This window comes from Aeromonas sp. s5 (genome assembly GCF_040907865.1).
In the GTDB taxonomy this organism is placed as follows: domain Bacteria; phylum Pseudomonadota; class Gammaproteobacteria; order Enterobacterales; family Aeromonadaceae; genus Aeromonas; species Aeromonas dhakensis.
The window spans coordinates 33,367-48,675 of the sequence record NZ_JBFOCO010000017.1; the positions used below are offsets into that span (position 1 = coordinate 33,367).

Genomic DNA, 15,309 nt, shown 5'->3' on the forward strand with positions numbered 1-15,309 from the left:
ACCAGCTGGATTTTCCGGCTGACAAACATTCCTTACGTCTTTACCATGCAGGTCACATACTTTCTGTCTCTGGAATGCCATCGTGAGCCTGCCAACCCTTCCCGCCGAGCCAACCCTGTTCCCTCTGACCGATCTGGCCATCACCAGCCTGAGCGGCCCGGATCGCGCCAAATACCTGCAGGGTCAGGTCACCTGTGACGTCAACGCCCTGCAGCCGGGCCAGCACACCCTGGGCGGCCACTGCGATCCCAAGGGCAAGCTGTGGAGCGATTTTCGCCTGCTCTGCCTGAGCGATCGCCTGCTGATGCTGACCAAGCCGTCGGTGCTGGCCCGCCAGCTGCCCGAGCTCAAGAAGTTCGCGATCTTTGCCAAGGTCGAGATCAGCGAAAATCACGGCCAGGCGGTCGGCGTGGCCGGTCAGGGGACCGATGGCTGGATCGCGGGGCAATACGACCTGCAGGAGAGCGGCCTCATTGAGGGTGGCATGGCGGTGCGGATCGAAGCCGATCGCTGGCTGCTGGTCAGCGAACAGCCGCTGGCGCTGGCCCTGCCCAGCGGCCCCGAGTCGCTCTGGTGGGGACTGGAGATCAAGGCCGGCATCCCCCATCTGGAGGCGGTTCATCAGGGTGAGTACATTCCCCAGATGCTCAACCTGCAGGCGCTCGATGGCATCAGTTTCACCAAGGGCTGCTACATGGGGCAGGAGACGGTGGCCCGCGCCAAGTATCGCGGCGCCAACAACCGCGCTCTGTTCGTGCTGAGCGGCACCGCCACTACCCCGGTTACCAGCGGCGACACCCTGGAGATCCAGCTCGGTGACAACTGGCGCCGCAGCGGCATGGTGCTCAACGCCTGGCAACAGGATGGCGAGCTGTGGCTCACCGCCGTGCTACCCAAGGACACCGAGGCCGACGCCCGCTTCCGGCTCAAGCAGGAAGAAGGCTCAAGCCTGACCCTGCAGCCCCTCCCCTATCAGCTGACCGAGTAAGCGAAGCCAAGCGCCCTGCTAGCGCACCCGCGCCAGCAGAGCCTCCTTCAGCCAGCGCCCCGCCTGCCCGAGCGGGCGGGCGCGATGCCACTGCAGCTCCAGCGCCAGCTCGGGCTGGGTGATGAAGTCCGGCTTGAGCACCACCACCTCGCCCCGAGCCAGCGGCCGGTGCAGCAGAAAATCGGGCACTGCCGCCCACCCTAGCCCCAGTTTCACCAGCTCCAGGATCCCAAGATCCCCCTCCACCCACCACACCTGCGCCGACAGGCGAAAGCGATGACGCTCCGTCCCCTCCCGCCGCCCTGTCACCAGCAGCTGGCGAGCCCCCTGCAGATCGCTCTCCCGCAGCGGCGCTTTGTGGGCCAGCGGATGTTCGGGGGCGACCACCAGCGGCATGGCGACGCCTCCCAGCGAGCGGGCCACGATCTCCTGCTGCGGGTGCTCCTTCTGATAGCTGATGCCGAGCTGGGCGCGGCCGCTGATCAGCATCTCGGTGAGATCCTCCATCAGCGGAAACAGCAGCTCCAGCTCCACCGTCGGGTAGTGGGTAGCGAACTCCTCCAGCACGGCGCCGAGCCAGGGCAGGTGGGAGTCATCATCGATGGCCAGAGTCAGGCGCGACTCGACGCCGCTGGCCAGCTCGCCGGCGATGGCCTGCAAGCGCGCGCTCTGGGCCAGCAAGATACCGGCCTCCTGGCTGATGCGCACGCCCGCCTCGGTCAGCACAGGATAGCGCCCGCTGCGATCGAACAGCTCCAGCCCCAGATCTATCTCCAGATTGGCGATGGCGGTACTGACTACCGACTGCGCCTTGCCCAGCTGGCGCGCGGCCGCCGAGAAGGAGCCTGCCTGCGCGGCGGCCAGCAATACCCTGAGTTGTTCCAGCGATGGGTTCATCGTCCTGCTCCTGCAAATGCGGTCATCCATCTATTTTAACGATGGATACCAACGTGAAACTATCAACAAATAGGGATAGATTGCCAACCAGTCAGTCAACATAGCTGTTTAAAGAGAGGAATTTATGCGTACCCGCAATGACCGTATCCGCCACGCCATCGGCTTTGAAGTGATAGGTCTGCTCATCGCAGCCCCCCTGGCCAGCTGGATCACAGGCATCGAGCTCAGCCACATGGGGCCGCTGGCCGTCCTGTTCTCGGTACTGGCCACCGTCTGGAACTATGTCTACAACATCGGCTTCGACAAGCTGCTGCTCAAGTACCAGGGTCACCCGCACAAGACCTTGTGGCAGCGCGTGGTCCATGCGTTCGGCTTTGAAGGGGGCTTCATGGCGCTCACCCTGCCGGTCATCGCCTGGTGGCTGGATCTCGCCCTGCTGGCGGCGCTGGCGCTCAACATCGGCTTCGTGACCTTCTATCTGGTCTACGCCTTCGTCTACAACTGGAGTTACGACAAGGTGTACCCGATCCCGGGTCAGTGGCAGCAGAACGCACTGGGTTGAACGACGGCAAAAAACGGTGGGAAAAACGAGGCACCATCATGCAAGAGGCATGATGGTGCTGGGGGAGGACAAGCCCGGCGGGCCTGCCGCGGCCTTCAGGCTTGTGCCTTCAGCTCTTCGGTCTGGGCCTCTGCCTCGGCCTCCTGGGTCAGCATGGCCTCAAGGTCGCTCTGGTACTGGGTCAGCAGACGCTGGGCCGCCACCATGTCACCCTTGTGCAGGCGCTCGAACAGATGGTGTTGCACCACGCCGTTGAGATACTCCACCGTGACCGGTTGCTCCAGGGTCTCCAGCAACTCCTCTTTTTCCAGCTCGGCATTGATTTCATCGGCACTGGTACGCAGCAGACCGGCCAGTTGCACCAACATACGGCGCTCACCTTCGCGCAACAGGCTCAACATGCGGTTTCTCTGCTGCTCATTCTGTTGGGTCATACATTTCCTTACGTCGAATGGGAACAAGCCCGCTCATTCTGCCTTGTCGCTCTGACAGCGTCTATCTCATGCCCCCCACTTATTTTCATGTCGCAGCCGCAAAGCGCGCCAGATGCTATTTGACCCGTCGCTAGGTATAGTAGCCACTGGTTTGCGGGCGCCTTGCCGCCCGGTACGGACGAGAAATTTCACCATGACTGACGCCATTCTGGTGCTTTGCACCTGCCCGGATGAGGCCAGTGCCGACCTCATCTGCGAACAACTGCTCGACCGGCGGCTGGCAGCCTGCATCAACCAGCTGCCCGGCCTCACCTCCGTCTATCGCTGGCAGGGCCGGATCGAGCGGGCCACGGAGATCCAGCTCATCATCAAGTCGCAAGCGGCCCTGTTCGAGCCGCTGCGTCAGTGCATTCTTGCTCATCACCCCTATGAGGTGCCGGAGATCCTGGCGCTGCCCACAAGCCAGGGCCACCAGCCCTATCTCGACTGGATAAAACAGGAAACCTCATGACGCCGTTTCGTCTGCTCTCTTCCCTGCTGTTACTCTGCGCCCTGCTGGCCGGACTGGGCTCACTGCCGGCCCGGGCCAGCAGCACGGATCTGCTGAGTGCCCTCGGCATCGAGGCCCGTGCCCAGCCCAAATTCCTGAAGGTGGACGAGGCGTTCGTCCTCGAGAGCGAACAGCAGGGCAACCAGCTGCTGCTGCGCCTGCGCATCGCCGACGACTACTACCTCTACCGCCACCGCTTCAGCTTCCAGGGCGAGAACCTCACCTTCGAGGAGCCGGTGCTGCCCGCCGGCACCGATCATGAAGACGACTTCTTCGGCAAGACCCAGGTCTATTACCGGGAGGTGCAGATCCCCGTCACCCTGACCAAGGCGGGCCAGCAGGCTAGCCTCAAGATCAGCTATCAGGGCTGTACCGATGGCCTCTGCTATCCCCCGACCGACAAGCGGATCGCCGTCGAGCCCCTCGTCGCCGAGCCGCCACATGACCAGGTCGATGCACCCACGCCGGCCCCGGCCAGCAGTCAGCAGGATCAGCTGGCGGCCGCCCTCGGCAGCCAGGGTTTCTGGCTCAGCGTCGCCGCCTTCTTCGCACTGGGGCTCGGCCTCGCCTTCACCCCCTGCGTCTTCCCCATGTATCCCATCCTGACCGGGATCATCGCCGGGGCCGGCCATCGCCTCTCCACCCGCCGCGCCTTCCTGCTCTCCTTCGTCTACGTGCAGGGGATGGCGGTCACCTACACCCTGCTCGGGCTGGTGGTGGCGTCGGCAGGCTTGAAATTCCAGGCCGCGCTGCAGCACCCCTATGTGCTGATCGGGCTCTCGGTGATGTTCGTGCTGCTGGCCCTCTCCATGTTCGGGCTCTACACCCTGCAGCTGCCGAGCAGCCTGCAGACCCGCCTCTCCGGTCTCTCCAACCGCCAGCAGGGCGGCTCCGTGCTCGGGGTCGGCATCATGGGGATGATCTCCGGCCTGGTCTGCTCCCCCTGCACCACGGCCCCCCTCTCCGGCGCCCTCATCTACGTGGCCCAGAGCGGCGATCTCTGGCTCGGCGGCGCGGCCCTCTACGCCCTGTCGCTCGGCATGGGGCTGCCGCTGCTGCTGCTCGGCACCTCGGGCGGCAAGCTGCTGCCCAAGGCGGGCGCCTGGATGGACGTGATCAAGCAGCTGTTCGGGTTTGCGCTGCTGGCGGTGCCCATCCTGCTGCTCTCCAGGCTGTGGAGCGATCAGGTCGCCACCCTGGCCTGGCTCGGCTGGGGGTTGCTGCTGTGCGGCTACCTCTACCATCACAACCAGCACCAGCAACATTCGGTGGGGCGCAGCCTGCGCGGTTTCGTGCTGCTGCTAGCGATGATCAGTGCCGTGGTGGTGGGCAAGGATCTGCTGCTGCCCTCCCAGGGCGCCAGCGTCGCCGCCCAGGCCGAGACGCCGGCCTTCATCCGCATCAAGACCCTGGACGATCTCAAGACCCAGCTGGCCGCCGCCCGCGGCAAGCCGGTGCTGCTCGATCTCTATGCCGACTGGTGCGTGGCCTGCAAGGAGTTCGAACACAAGACCTTCAGCGACCCCGCCGTGCGCGAGCGCTTCGGCCAGATGGTACTGCTGCAGGCGGACGTCACCGCCAACGACGATGCCGATGTAGAACTGCTCAACGGCCTCAACGTGCTGGGCCTGCCGACCCTTATCTTCTTCGACCGCGCCGGCAATGAAGTGAGCGGCCAGCGGGTGACCGGCTTTATGGGGCCCGCCGAGTTCCTCGGTCAGCTGGACAGGATTGGCGATGCCAACTGAGCTGCGTCAGCTGCAGGCAAGCGATGCGCCCGCCCTGCAGCGGCTGTTCGAACTGGCTCCAGCCTATCAGGCAGCGATAAGTCACGCGCCGCTCTGCGCCCAGGCAGCAGAGGAGGCGCTCACGGCCTGTCCGCCGACGCTGCCCTTCTCTGCCAAACAGGTGATCGGGTGCTGGGAGGCGGGGGAGCTTACCGCCGTGCTCGATCTGCTGCGCGGCTATCCCGAACCCACCACCGCCTATCTGGGGCTGCTGCTGGTGGGTGAGCCCTGGCAGGGGGCCGGCCGCGGTCAGGCGCTCTATCTGCACGCCTGTACGCTGGCTCGCGCCTGGGGCGCAACCCGGCTGCGCCTGTCGGTCATTGCCAGCAATGAGGTCGCCTTGTCCTTCTGGCAGCGCCGAGGGTTCACCGAGTGCTATCGCCGCGAGCTGGCCGGCTACCGGGCCGAGGCGATCGTGCTGGAGCGCGCAATCGACCCCGCCCCTTCCGGGCACGCCCCCTCCCTCTCGCCCCTTACTGACTGATTTTTCTGGCAATCCCTTGTATATGGTCGGCAGCATGGCAAAATTTGCCCTTTCCCGTCTCGTTCGTCCGGAGTTTTGATGAAAAAGTGGTTCATCCCCCTGCTGGCCCTCTGGCTCTATGGCTGTTACGCAGGTCCAGGTGAAGAGGCAATCCGGACCCAGGTCACCGCCAAACTGCAGGCAGACACCGACGCCAATCTGTTCGAGATCAGCGACTTCGCCATCCTCGATAAAGAAGAGCGCATGGAGGGGGTCTATCTGGTCAAGGTGAGCTACCAGCTCCACTTCAAGCGGGGACTGGAGCAGTTGCAGGTACTGCAGGACGAGGATCTGGTCTATGACAGGGTCGGCCCCTTCCAGCAGGAGATGGGGCTGATGGAGCTGGAGCGCAAATACGGCGAGTTCGAGGCGGGCCAGGTGCTGCCCCAGCAAGCCGAGGTGTGGATGATGAAGACCGAGCAGGGCTGGCGTCTGGCCGAGCCCGCTCACTGACGCGGCCCCGGCCAGGCAACCCGGGCCGACTCAGGCCTGGGTATCCACCATATAACCCTTCCGGTCGGGCGCGTCACTCGGGATCTTGCTGGCAAAGGCCGACAACAGATCTTTCAGAGTCACCCCGCTCCCGCTGTTGCCGCTGCTCTCCAGCAGGCTGGAGAATTGACTCTGCAGGGCGCTCACCTCGCTGCCAGGCTCCCCTTCACCATCCAGCTGACCCAGCAGGCTCTGCAGATCCAGCTTCATGGGATTGTCACTGCTGCCAGTGGCGATGGCCTTGCTCCCCTCCTGCTGAGCGTGCAGGGCATCCATCAGGCTCGCCATGAAGGAATCGAGTGAACCACCGCTGGCGGCGGTACTCTCGGTACTCTCACCGCTCTCTTCCTCGCTCTTGCCCGACAGGCCCAGCTCGGCCAGCACCGACTTGAGATCCTGCTCCATCTTGTTGCTCGCACCGGGGGGCGGCGGGGGCGGCATCTCTGGTCTCTCCTGCCGTTCGCCGCTGCGCGTTGCCAGCAGTTGCGCCAGCGAGCCGACGCTTCCCGCGGCTGTTACGTTTGTTGTCATTGTCCTGATCTCCTGAGCGGGGCCGCCGCTGATCCTCAGCGGCTCGAACCCCGTTCACAGATGGCAAACCCCGCGCCAATCCGGTGTGTTCCTCTGATCAGCACAAGAAATTGGCGCACGATGGATTTTTGACAACTCCGACTATAAAGCGAGGCAACAGCAGGATAAATCCGGCTGGCCGGCAAACGGGGCGGCAACCGCTTGCCGAGCCGTGGCAAGCCCTGACTCGCTTAGAACAGATCCTTGAAGCGGTACCAGAGCATGCCGAGCGCCAGCAAGGGCGAACGCAGCGCCGGGCCGCCGGGGAAGGTCATGTGCGGCACGCGGCCAAACAGATCCAGCCCCCGGCTCTCCCCCCTGATCGCCTCTGCCACCAGCTTGCCCGCCATATGGGTAGCGTTGAGGCCGTGGCCGGAATAGGCCTGGGCATAGAAGACGTTGGGATGATCCGCCAGGCGGCCGATCTGGGGCAGCCGGTTGGCCCCTATGCCTATCATGCCGCCCCACTGGAACTCGATGGCGGTCTCCGCCAGCTCGGGAAACACCCGCAGCAGCTTGGGCAGCATGAAGGCCTTGATGTCGCGAGGATCCCGTCCCGAGTAGTTGCAGGCCCCGCCAAACAGCAGGCGGCCGTCGGCGGAGAGGCGGTAGTAGTCGAGCGCCACGTTCTGATCGCACACCGCCATGTTTTGCGGCAGCAACCGCTGGCGCAGCCGTTTCTCCAGCACCTCGGTGGCGAGGATGTAGGAGCCCGCCGGCAGCACCTTGCCCCCCAGCTCGGGGTTGAGGTCGTTAAGATAAGCGTTGCAGCCGATCACCAGGTAGTCGGCGCTGACCCGGCCGTGGGCCGTGGTGACCTGCAGCCGATCGCCATAGTCGATGTGCACCACCCGGGAATGCTCAAACAGCGCCACCCCCAGGCTGGCCGCCGCGCGCGCCTCACCCAGCGCCAGATTGAGAGGGTGCAGGTGGCCGGAGCCCATGTCGATCATGCCGCCGATGTAGCGATCCGATCCCACCACGCTATGCATATCTTCGCGCGCCACCAGTTTCAGCTCGTGCCGGTAGCCGAGGCTCGCCAGGTGTGCCGCCTCCTCTGCAAACCCGGCCAGATGGCGCTGGCGGGTGGCCAGATCGCAGTAACCCCAGCGCAGGTCGCAGTCGATGTTGAAGCGCTCGACTCGCTCGCGCACCAGCTCGACCGCCGCCAGCCCCATCAGATCCAGCTCGCGCACGCCCTCTTCACCAATCCAGCGGGCGAACTGACTGGTGTCGTGGCCGATGCCACGGATGAGCTGACCGCCGTTGCGCCCGGAGGCGCCCCAGCCGATACGGTTGGCTTCCAGCAGCACCACCTTGTAGCCCGCCTCGGCCAGATTGATGGCGGTATTGAGACCGGTGAAGCCGCCGCCTATGATGCAGACCTCGGCATTGCACTCCCCGCTGAGCTCGGGCCACTGCTGATTGTCATTGCGGGTGGCCGCGTAATAGGAGGCCACGTGTTCCTGATGTGTGTTGTGCTTTCCCTGCATGTTCAGCATCCTGCCCTGGTCCCGTTGCGTTTACTAAAATAAACGGCCTGTCATCGATAATACGCAGGCCCCCGTCGCCAATCCAGCCCGCCGGGATCACAGAAATGCAAAAGGCGTCCCAAAGGACGCCTTGTCACGAGTCGACCGCCCATCGCGATCCGCACTCATGCAAAAGGCGCCCCGCAGGGCGCCTTTTCATGCAATCAAGGTGCTGTAACGAATTACAGTACGTTGATGGCGTTCAGGTCGGAGAAAGCCTGTTCCAGACGCTTGATCATGGAAGTCTGACCGGCACGCAGCCATACGCGCGGATCGTAGAACTTCTTGTTCGGCTTGTCGGCACCTTCCGGGTTGCCCAGCTGACCTTGCAGGTAGGCTTCGTTGGTCTTGTAGAAGTCCAGGATGCCTTCCCAGGTCGCCCACTGGGTGTCGGTGTCGATGTTCATCTTCACTACGCCGTAGGAGATGGACTCGCGGATCTCTTCCAGAGTGGAGCCTGAGCCACCGTGGAATACGAAGTCCAGAGACTTGGCCGGGATGCCGAACTTCTCGGACACGTACTTCTGGGAAGCGTCCAGGATGGACGGGGTCAGCTTGACGTTACCCGGCTTGTAGACACCGTGCACGTTGCCGAAGGAGGCAGCGATGGTGAAGCGCGGGCTGATCTTGGACAGACGCTCGTAGGCGTAGGCCACGTCTTCCGGCTGGGTGTACAGAGCGGACTGATCCATGTGGCTGTTGTCGACGCCGTCTTCTTCGCCGCCGGTGCAACCCAGTTCCAGTTCCAGAGTCATGTTCATCTTGGCCATGCGGGTCAGGTACTCGCAGCAGATGTCGATGTTCTCTTCCAGAGACTCTTCGGACAGATCCAGCATGTGGGAGGAGAACAGCGGCTTGCCGGTTTCAGCGAAGTGCTTCTCGCCCGCTTCCAGCAGACCGTCGATCCACGGCAGCAGCTTTTTGGCAGCGTGGTCGGTGTGCAGGATGACCGGTACACCGTAAGCTTCGGCAACGGCGTGCACGTGCTTGGCACCGGAGATGGCACCGATGATGGCAGCCTGCTGACCTTCCAGCTTCAGACCCTTACCAGCGGTGAATGCAGCACCACCGTTGGAGAACTGAACGATAACCGGCGCTTTCACCTTGGCGGCAGCTTCCAGCACGGCGTTCACGGAGTCGGTACCGACGCAGTTGACTGCCGGCAGAGCGAAGCCGTTCTCTTTCGCGATGGCGAACACTTTCTGAACGTCATCACCAGTGATCACGCCCGGTTTTACGAAGTCGAAAATTTTCTTAGACATGTTTAATCGTCCTGTCTCGTATGCCGTTAATAAAAAATGGGGGGTTCATCATGAACCGGCACAGCGGCCACATGATAAACGAAACGGGAGGCTTTTGCCCCCCGTCTCGGGTCAATTAGGCTTTGGCGCGCTGTTCCAGAATCGCAACAGCCGGCAGTACCTTGCCTTCTACGAACTCCAGGAAGGCGCCGCCACCGGTGGAGATGTAGGAGACCTTGTCGGCGATGCCGAACTTGTCGATGGCGGCCAGGGTGTCACCACCGCCAGCGATGGAGAAGGCCGGGGATTCAGCGATGGCACGAGCGATCACTTCGGTACCCTTGGCGAACTGGTCGAACTCGAACACGCCGACCGGGCCGTTCCACAGGATGGTCTTGGCATTCATGATGATGTCGGCCAGGGCCTTGGCAGAGTCAGGGCCGATGTCGAAGATCATGTCGCCGTCGGTCACGTCAGCAACGGACTTGATGGTGGCCGGGGTGGACTCGGAGAACTCGGCACCCACAACCACGTCGGTGGTCACCGGGATATTGGTTTCGGCAGCCAGTTTCTTGGCGGTGTCGATCAGGTCGTGCTCGCACAGGGACTTGCCGACGTTGTGACCGGCAGCAGCGATGAAGGTGTTGGCGATGCCACCACCAACCACCAGCTGGTCAGCGATCTTGGAGAGGGATTCCAGTACGGTCAGCTTGGTGGAGACCTTGGAGCCGCCAACGATGGCAACCATCGGGCGCTCGGGCTTCAGCATGGCTTTGCCCAGGGCTTCCAGTTCACCAGCCAGCAGCGGGCCGGCACAGGCAACCGGTGCGAACTGTGCCACACCGTAGGTGGAACCTTCGGCACGGTGAGCAGTACCGAACGCATCCATTACAAAGACGTCACACAGGGCGGCGTATTTTTTGGCCAGCTCTTCGGTGTTCTTCTTCTCGCCTTTGTTGAAGCGGCAGTTTTCCAGCACAACCAGCTCACCGGCGGCGACTTCTACGCCATCCAGGTAGTCTTTGGCCAGACGAACCGGGCAGGACAGTGCGTCTTTCAGATAGTTGACAACCGGAGCCAGGGAGAATTCTTCGTTGTATTCACCCTCGGTCGGACGACCCAGGTGGGAGGTGATCATCAGCTTGGCGCCCTTTTCCAGAGCCAGCTTGATGGTCGGCAGAGTCGCCACGATACGTGCATCGGAGGTGACCTTGCCGTCTTTTACCGGCACGTTCAGGTCAGCACGGATCAGAACGCGTTTGCCCGCCAGATCCAGGTCAGTCATCTTGATAACAGACATATTCAGTCCTCTATATTTTCAGGTAATGTTAAAAACAGTAACCTTGCGCCCGGTGCAGGCTCTCAGCCTGCGGCCATCATGGCCCGGGTGGTATCCAGCATGCGGTTGGCGAAGCCCCATTCGTTATCACACCACATCAACATCTTGACGAGGTTGGCATCGCTGACCCGGGTCTGGGTACCATCAATGATGCAGGAGTGAGCATCATGATTAAAGTCTACGGAGACCAGTGGCTCTTCCGTGTAATCCAGAATACCGCTTAATGTACCTCTGGATGCCCGTTGCAGGGCTTGATTTACGTCAGTAACCGTCACTTTTTTACGAACAGTAATACTGAGATCCATTGCCGTTACATTGATGGTCGGTACCCGTACCGCGATCGCCTCGAATTTGCCGGCGAAGTGGGGGAGGATCCGCTCCAACCCCTTGGCCAGCTTGGTATCCACCGGGATGATGGACTGGCTGGCGGCGCGGGTTCGGCGCAAGTCGCTGTGGTAGGCATCGATGACTTGCTGATCATGCATGGCCGAATGAATTGTCGTAATAGTACCACAATTTATCTCGAATTCTCGATGCAATGTTTCGATGACGGGGACCACGCAGTTGGTGGTGCAGGAGGCGTTCGAGACGATCCGCTCGCGCCCGGTCAACACCTGATGGTTGACTCCGTAGACGATGGTGGCGTCCACATCCGCCTCGGCCGGATGGGAGAACAACACCTTGCCCGCCCCCGCCGCCAGATGCAGCTCGGCATCGGCTCGCGAGCCGAACACCCCGGTGCAGTCCAGCACCACGTCCACCCCCAGCGCCCGCCACGGCAAGCGCGACGGATCCCGCTCGGCGAACAGGGAGATGAGATCCTCCCCCACCAGCATGCTGTTGCCGGCCAGCTGCACCGGATGGTGGAACCGACCGTGACTGGTGTCGAAGCGGGTCAGGTGCACCATGGCCTCGGGGGCAGCCAGCTCGTTGATGGCCACTATCTTGATGTTCTTGTCGCGGCCGCTCTCGTAGAGGGCCCGCAGCACGTTGCGGCCGATCCGCCCGTACCCGTTGATGGCAATCTTGATCATGAAAACTCTGGGTCCTTAGCTGGGACAAAGGGACAAGCGGATGGCTGACTCACGACAGCAGGGCATCCTGAAATTCACCGCGGGCCAGCAGTGCCGCCCCGAATACCCCGGCGCTGTCCCCCAGGGCTGGAGCAATAATGGGGGTGGCGAAGCGGGGATTAAAGAGGAAGGGCAAAATAGTCTCCCGTCCCACACTGTACAGGCTCTGCACGTTGCCCACCCCGCCGCCGATGACGATCACGTCCGGATCCAGGATGTTGACCACGTTGGCCAGCGCCTGGCCAAACAGCAGATGCAGCCGGTCGATGGTGAGCTTGGCCACGTGGTCGTGAGCCGTCGCCGCCGCTATCTTGGCCAGCGGCAGGTGACGCTTGGCCTTGGCTTCGTACCAGGCCTCCAGCGCCGGGCCGCTGATGAAGGTCTCGACGCAGCCCCGCTTGCCGCAGTAGCACTCGGGGCCGTCGGGTGAAAGCACGTTGTGGCCCCACTCGCCGGCGATGCCGTGGTGGCCGTTGAGGATGCGGCCGTTGATGACGATGCCGGAGCCCACTCCGGTGCCCATGATGATGCCGAACACTACCTTGGCATCAGGGTGGTGCTGGCGCACGGCTCCCAGATGGGTTTCCGCCAGCGCGAAGCAGTTGGCGTCGTTGGCGATCAGCACGGGCACGCCGAGCCGGCGCTCCAGATCTTCCTTGAACGGCTTGCCGTTGAGCTCGGTGGTGTTGCAGTTCTTCATCAGGCCGGTTTGCGGATCCCGCGCCCCCGGCGTCCCCATGCCGATGAGGGTCGGCCGCTGGCCGAGCTTGTCGGCGCACTCTGCCACCAGCTTGGCGATCTGGCCGATCATGTGGTCATAACCGCCGGCACGCTCGGTGGGAATGCGATGGCGCAGCAGCACCTCGTCCCCGTCCAGTACCACGCACTCGCACTTGGTACCGCCAAGGTCGATACCCCAATCCAACAACCTGTTGCTCATCCTGCCTCCAGCCATGACCGCAGGGCGCCAGCTCCGGGGTGCACGCTGCCGTGCCCGCCTGAAGTCGACCGCCCTCTACCGGGTTGCAGTGTAACCCGAGCGGCGGTCAGGATGCAGCCCCCGCCGCAGGCAGCAAAACGGGGCCCGCAGGCCCCGTTGTTCATTGTGTTGTCGGCGGCGCTCAGCGGCCGTGGTACTGTGCTGACAGCTCATGTACCGCGTTGACGAACACGCCGGCATGCTCCGGGTTCACATCCTGATGGATGCCGTGACCCAGGTTGAAAACGTGGCCGTTGCCGTGACCGAAACCGGCCAGGATGGAGGCGACCTCTTCACGGATGCGGGCCGGGCTGGCGTAGAGCATGGAGGGGTCCATGTTGCCCTGCAGCGCCACCTTGTCGCCAACCCGGCGCTTGGCGTCCGCGATGTCGGTAGTCCAGTCCAGACCCAGCGCATCGCAACCGGTGGCGGCGATCTGCTCCAGCCACTGACCACCGTTCTTGGTAAACAGGGTGACCGGCACGCGGCGACCGTCATGCTCGCGGATCAGGCCGTCGACGATCTTGTGCATGTACTGCAGGGAGAAGTCGCGGTAATCGCGTGGGGTGAGCACGCCGCCCCAGGTATCGAACACCATGACTGCCTGGGCACCCGCCTTGATCTGGGCGTTGAGATAGGCAATCACGCTGTCGGCCAGCTTGTCGAGCAGCAGGTGCAGAGTCTGCGGCTCTGCGTACATCATCTGCTTGATCTTGGTGAACGCCTTGGAGCTGCCCCCCTCCACCATGTAGGTGGCCAGGGTCCAGGGGCTGCCGGAGAAGCCGATGAGCGGCACTTCGCCCTTGAGCTCACGGCGGATGGTACGCACCGCGTTCATCACGTAGCCCAGCTCGTCTTCCGGATCCGGCACCGGCAGCGCCTGCACGTCGGCCATGGAGGTGATCGGACGCTCGAAGCGCGGGCCTTCGCCCTGTTCGAAGTAGAGACCCAGCCCCATGGCATCGGGCACGGTGAGGATGTCGGAGAAGAGGATGGCGGCATCGAGCGGATAGCGGCGCAGCGGCTGCAGGGTGACTTCACAAGCCAGCTCGGCGTTGCGGCACAGGGACATGAAATCCCCCGCCTGGGCGCGGGTGGCCTTGTATTCCGGCAGATAGCGGCCAGCCTGGCGCATCATCCATACCGGGGTCATGTCCACTTCCTGGCGCAGCAGGGCACGCAGGTAACGATCGTTCTTCAGCTCTTTCATCCCAGTTCCTGAGTTCATATCCAGCATAAAATGGCGGATATGATACCACTTTGTGCGCGGCGGGGGGCGGCTCAAACGCCAGCCACTGCCGTTGGAGTGCAAAGATGTGAAGGGGCGCAAACAAGCGCTCCTCTTTGCATCCCTCGTGGCATCCCTCAGGCCTGGTCGTCGAGGCAAAGCGTGATGAGCCGCCGGGCTATGGTGCCGTGAGGCGGCAGCCGTGGCAGTTCACCTGCCTCGAAGAAATCGGCGGCCACCAGCTCCTCGTCCTGCACCCGGATCTCGCCGCTCTCATAATCGGCGGTGAAGCCCATCATCAGGCTGTGGGGAAACGGCCAGGGCTGGCTCGCCACGTAACGCACGTTGGTCACCCGGATGCCGCTCTCCTCGAACACCTCCCGCGCCACGCACTGCTCGAGGTTCTCCCCCGCCTCCACAAAACCCGCCAGCACGGTATACATGGGATCGTCGGCCTGATAGTGACGGCGGTGGGCCGCCAGCAAGATGGCGGGTCCCTTGCGCACCGCCACGATGATGCAGGGGGAGATGCGCGGATAGACGACGTGGCCATGGCGACACCCTTGCGCCCACTCTCCCACCTTCGGGCTCATGGGGGCGCCGCACTCGCCGCAGAAACGGTGGGTGCGGCGAAAGGTGGCGAGCTGCCAGGCGCGGCCGGCCAGGCGAAATCCCTCTTCATCCCCGGCCACCATCAGCTGGCGCAGCGGGGTCAGGGGTGCGAGGTCCGCCTCTTCCCCCAGATCCAGCAGCAGGCAGGGCAGCCCGTCCCACTCGTCAAAGCGCTCAAAGGCGGCATGCTGCAGGTGGCTGGGCAGACAGGCGCGGGGGCCTTGTGGAATGCGCCCCTGGTCATCCAGCAGGACGAGGTGATCGCCCCCCAGCACGAACCAGCGGGCCTGTTCGGTTAATGGCATAGATGCAGCACTCTTTGTTGTGACGTCGGTCGGGATGCGCGCCCGGGGCTGGGCGGCGGTGACGGATGAAAGCGACAACCGGCCACCATATTAAGGCGCGGCAAGCCGGGTGGCGACCCCAAGATGGCGGCTTTTCAATACCCATGAGAATGCCCATGAAAAACGCCGCCCGCAGGCGGCCTGATGTCGGTCTCGGT

At 63.2% G+C, this 15,309-nt stretch carries 16 protein-coding genes; 6 read left to right on the forward strand and 10 right to left on the reverse strand.

Annotated features, from left to right (window positions below; all coding sequences use genetic code 11):
* Positions 1–82: 82 nt before the first annotated feature.
* Positions 83–988 (forward strand): tRNA-modifying protein YgfZ, encoded by a 906-nt coding sequence (gene ygfZ / locus AB5Y94_RS10860; protein ID WP_368205495.1) that lies wholly within the window; start codon positions 83–85, stop codon positions 986–988.
* 18 nt (positions 989–1,006) lie between these two features.
* Here ygfZ and AB5Y94_RS10865 read toward each other — a convergent pair whose 3' ends face one another.
* A complete protein-coding gene (locus AB5Y94_RS10865) occupies positions 1,007–1,885 on the reverse strand; it encodes a LysR family transcriptional regulator (RefSeq protein WP_368205496.1) in 879 nt (292 codons plus the stop codon).
* 124 nt (positions 1,886–2,009) lie between these two features.
* Here AB5Y94_RS10865 and AB5Y94_RS10870 point away from each other — a divergent pair, with 124 nt between their 5' ends.
* Positions 2,010–2,447, forward strand: a complete 438-nt coding sequence (locus AB5Y94_RS10870) for a PACE efflux transporter (protein ID WP_005309357.1) — start codon at positions 2,010–2,012, stop codon at positions 2,445–2,447.
* Between the two features lie 95 nt (positions 2,448–2,542).
* On the opposite strand, the gene AB5Y94_RS10875 is transcribed toward AB5Y94_RS10870, so the two are convergent.
* On the reverse strand, positions 2,543–2,881 hold the full coding sequence (locus AB5Y94_RS10875; protein WP_019839856.1) for a hypothetical protein: 339 nt from the start codon (positions 2,879–2,881) through the stop codon (positions 2,543–2,545).
* Positions 2,882–3,074: 193 nt separating this feature from the next.
* Here AB5Y94_RS10875 and cutA point away from each other — a divergent pair, with 193 nt between their 5' ends.
* The 4 genes from cutA to AB5Y94_RS10895 all read left to right on the forward strand — a co-directional run bounded on the left by cutA (position 3,075) and on the right by AB5Y94_RS10895 (position 6,194).
* Positions 3,075–3,392, forward strand: a complete 318-nt coding sequence (cutA, locus tag AB5Y94_RS10880; protein ID WP_019839857.1) for a divalent-cation tolerance protein CutA — start codon at positions 3,075–3,077, stop codon at positions 3,390–3,392.
* The gene (locus AB5Y94_RS10885) at positions 3,389–5,179 is read left to right on the forward strand and encodes a protein-disulfide reductase DsbD (RefSeq protein WP_019839858.1); all 1,791 of its coding nucleotides are present in this window, start codon (positions 3,389–3,391) and stop codon (positions 5,177–5,179) included. The genes cutA and AB5Y94_RS10885 overlap by 4 nt, the downstream gene beginning before the upstream one ends.
* Positions 5,169–5,702: a GNAT family N-acetyltransferase gene (locus tag AB5Y94_RS10890; RefSeq protein WP_368205497.1), complete on the forward strand. Its 534-nt coding sequence runs from the start codon at positions 5,169–5,171 to the stop codon at positions 5,700–5,702. The genes AB5Y94_RS10885 and AB5Y94_RS10890 overlap by 11 nt, the downstream gene beginning before the upstream one ends.
* Positions 5,703–5,780: 78 nt before the next feature.
* Positions 5,781–6,194 carry a hypothetical protein gene (locus AB5Y94_RS10895; protein WP_005309347.1) on the forward strand — a complete coding sequence of 138 codons (414 nt, stop codon included), beginning with the start codon at positions 5,781–5,783 and terminating at the stop codon, positions 6,192–6,194.
* A gap of 30 nt (positions 6,195–6,224) precedes the next feature.
* On the opposite strand, the gene AB5Y94_RS10900 is transcribed toward AB5Y94_RS10895, so the two are convergent.
* The 8 genes from AB5Y94_RS10900 to nudC form a co-directional block, all read right to left on the reverse strand.
* Positions 6,225–6,764 carry a hypothetical protein gene (locus tag AB5Y94_RS10900; RefSeq protein ID WP_233422795.1) on the reverse strand — a complete coding sequence of 180 codons (540 nt, stop codon included), beginning with the start codon at positions 6,762–6,764 and terminating at the stop codon, positions 6,225–6,227.
* A 230-nt stretch (positions 6,765–6,994) separates the two neighbouring features.
* Positions 6,995–8,296 carry an FAD-binding oxidoreductase gene (locus tag AB5Y94_RS10905; RefSeq protein ID WP_258120072.1) on the reverse strand — a complete coding sequence of 434 codons (1,302 nt, stop codon included), beginning with the start codon at positions 8,294–8,296 and terminating at the stop codon, positions 6,995–6,997.
* Between the two features lie 221 nt (positions 8,297–8,517).
* Positions 8,518–9,597, reverse strand: a complete 1,080-nt coding sequence (gene fbaA / locus AB5Y94_RS10910) for a class II fructose-bisphosphate aldolase (protein ID WP_005309342.1) — start codon at positions 9,595–9,597, stop codon at positions 8,518–8,520.
* Between the two features lie 115 nt (positions 9,598–9,712).
* Complete coding sequence (locus AB5Y94_RS10915) at positions 9,713–10,876, reverse strand: phosphoglycerate kinase (RefSeq protein WP_005309339.1); 1,164 nt, start codon at positions 10,874–10,876, stop codon at positions 9,713–9,715.
* A gap of 62 nt (positions 10,877–10,938) precedes the next feature.
* A complete protein-coding gene (epd, locus tag AB5Y94_RS10920; RefSeq protein ID WP_010635047.1) occupies positions 10,939–11,949 on the reverse strand; it encodes an erythrose-4-phosphate dehydrogenase in 1,011 nt (336 codons plus the stop codon).
* A 49-nt stretch (positions 11,950–11,998) separates the two neighbouring features.
* The gene (locus tag AB5Y94_RS10925; RefSeq protein WP_017764770.1) at positions 11,999–12,928 is read right to left on the reverse strand and encodes an ROK family protein; all 930 of its coding nucleotides are present in this window, start codon (positions 12,926–12,928) and stop codon (positions 11,999–12,001) included.
* Between the two features lie 181 nt (positions 12,929–13,109).
* On the reverse strand, positions 13,110–14,177 hold the full coding sequence (gene hemE, locus AB5Y94_RS10930) for a uroporphyrinogen decarboxylase (protein WP_010635049.1): 1,068 nt from the start codon (positions 14,175–14,177) through the stop codon (positions 13,110–13,112).
* Positions 14,178–14,332: 155 nt separating this feature from the next.
* Positions 14,333–15,112, reverse strand: coding sequence for an NAD(+) diphosphatase (gene nudC, locus AB5Y94_RS10935; protein WP_368205498.1), 780 nt, complete (start codon positions 15,110–15,112; stop codon positions 14,333–14,335).
* Positions 15,113–15,309: the final 197 nt, after the last annotated feature.

What these genes read in the sequence shown, in the direction of transcription:
- AB5Y94_RS10875 (WP_019839856.1), bottom strand. Translation starts at nt 2,881, where the DNA reads ATGACCCAACAGAATGAGCAGCAGAGAAACCGCATGTTGAGCCTGTTG.
- nudC (WP_368205498.1), bottom strand. Translation starts at nt 15,112, where the DNA reads ATGCCATTAACCGAACAGGCCCGCTGGTTCGTGCTGGGGGGCGATCAC.
- AB5Y94_RS10905 (WP_258120072.1), bottom strand. Translation starts at nt 8,296, where the DNA reads ATGCAGGGAAAGCACAACACACATCAGGAACACGTGGCCTCCTATTAC.
- hemE (WP_010635049.1), bottom strand. Translation starts at nt 14,177, where the DNA reads ATGAAAGAGCTGAAGAACGATCGTTACCTGCGTGCCCTGCTGCGCCAG.
- AB5Y94_RS10895 (WP_005309347.1), top strand. Translation starts at nt 5,781, where the DNA reads ATGAAAAAGTGGTTCATCCCCCTGCTGGCCCTCTGGCTCTATGGCTGT.
- AB5Y94_RS10900 (WP_233422795.1), bottom strand. Translation starts at nt 6,764, where the DNA reads ATGACAACAAACGTAACAGCCGCGGGAAGCGTCGGCTCGCTGGCGCAA.
- AB5Y94_RS10885 (WP_019839858.1), top strand. Translation starts at nt 3,389, where the DNA reads ATGACGCCGTTTCGTCTGCTCTCTTCCCTGCTGTTACTCTGCGCCCTG.
- AB5Y94_RS10865 (WP_368205496.1), bottom strand. Translation starts at nt 1,885, where the DNA reads ATGAACCCATCGCTGGAACAACTCAGGGTATTGCTGGCCGCCGCGCAG.
- epd (WP_010635047.1), bottom strand. Translation starts at nt 11,949, where the DNA reads ATGATCAAGATTGCCATCAACGGGTACGGGCGGATCGGCCGCAACGTG.
- AB5Y94_RS10870 (WP_005309357.1), top strand. Translation starts at nt 2,010, where the DNA reads ATGCGTACCCGCAATGACCGTATCCGCCACGCCATCGGCTTTGAAGTG.
- cutA (WP_019839857.1), top strand. Translation starts at nt 3,075, where the DNA reads ATGACTGACGCCATTCTGGTGCTTTGCACCTGCCCGGATGAGGCCAGT.
- fbaA (WP_005309342.1), bottom strand. Translation starts at nt 9,597, where the DNA reads ATGTCTAAGAAAATTTTCGACTTCGTAAAACCGGGCGTGATCACTGGT.
- AB5Y94_RS10925 (WP_017764770.1), bottom strand. Translation starts at nt 12,928, where the DNA reads ATGAGCAACAGGTTGTTGGATTGGGGTATCGACCTTGGCGGTACCAAG.
- AB5Y94_RS10915 (WP_005309339.1), bottom strand. Translation starts at nt 10,876, where the DNA reads ATGTCTGTTATCAAGATGACTGACCTGGATCTGGCGGGCAAACGCGTT.
- AB5Y94_RS10890 (WP_368205497.1), top strand. Translation starts at nt 5,169, where the DNA reads ATGCCAACTGAGCTGCGTCAGCTGCAGGCAAGCGATGCGCCCGCCCTG.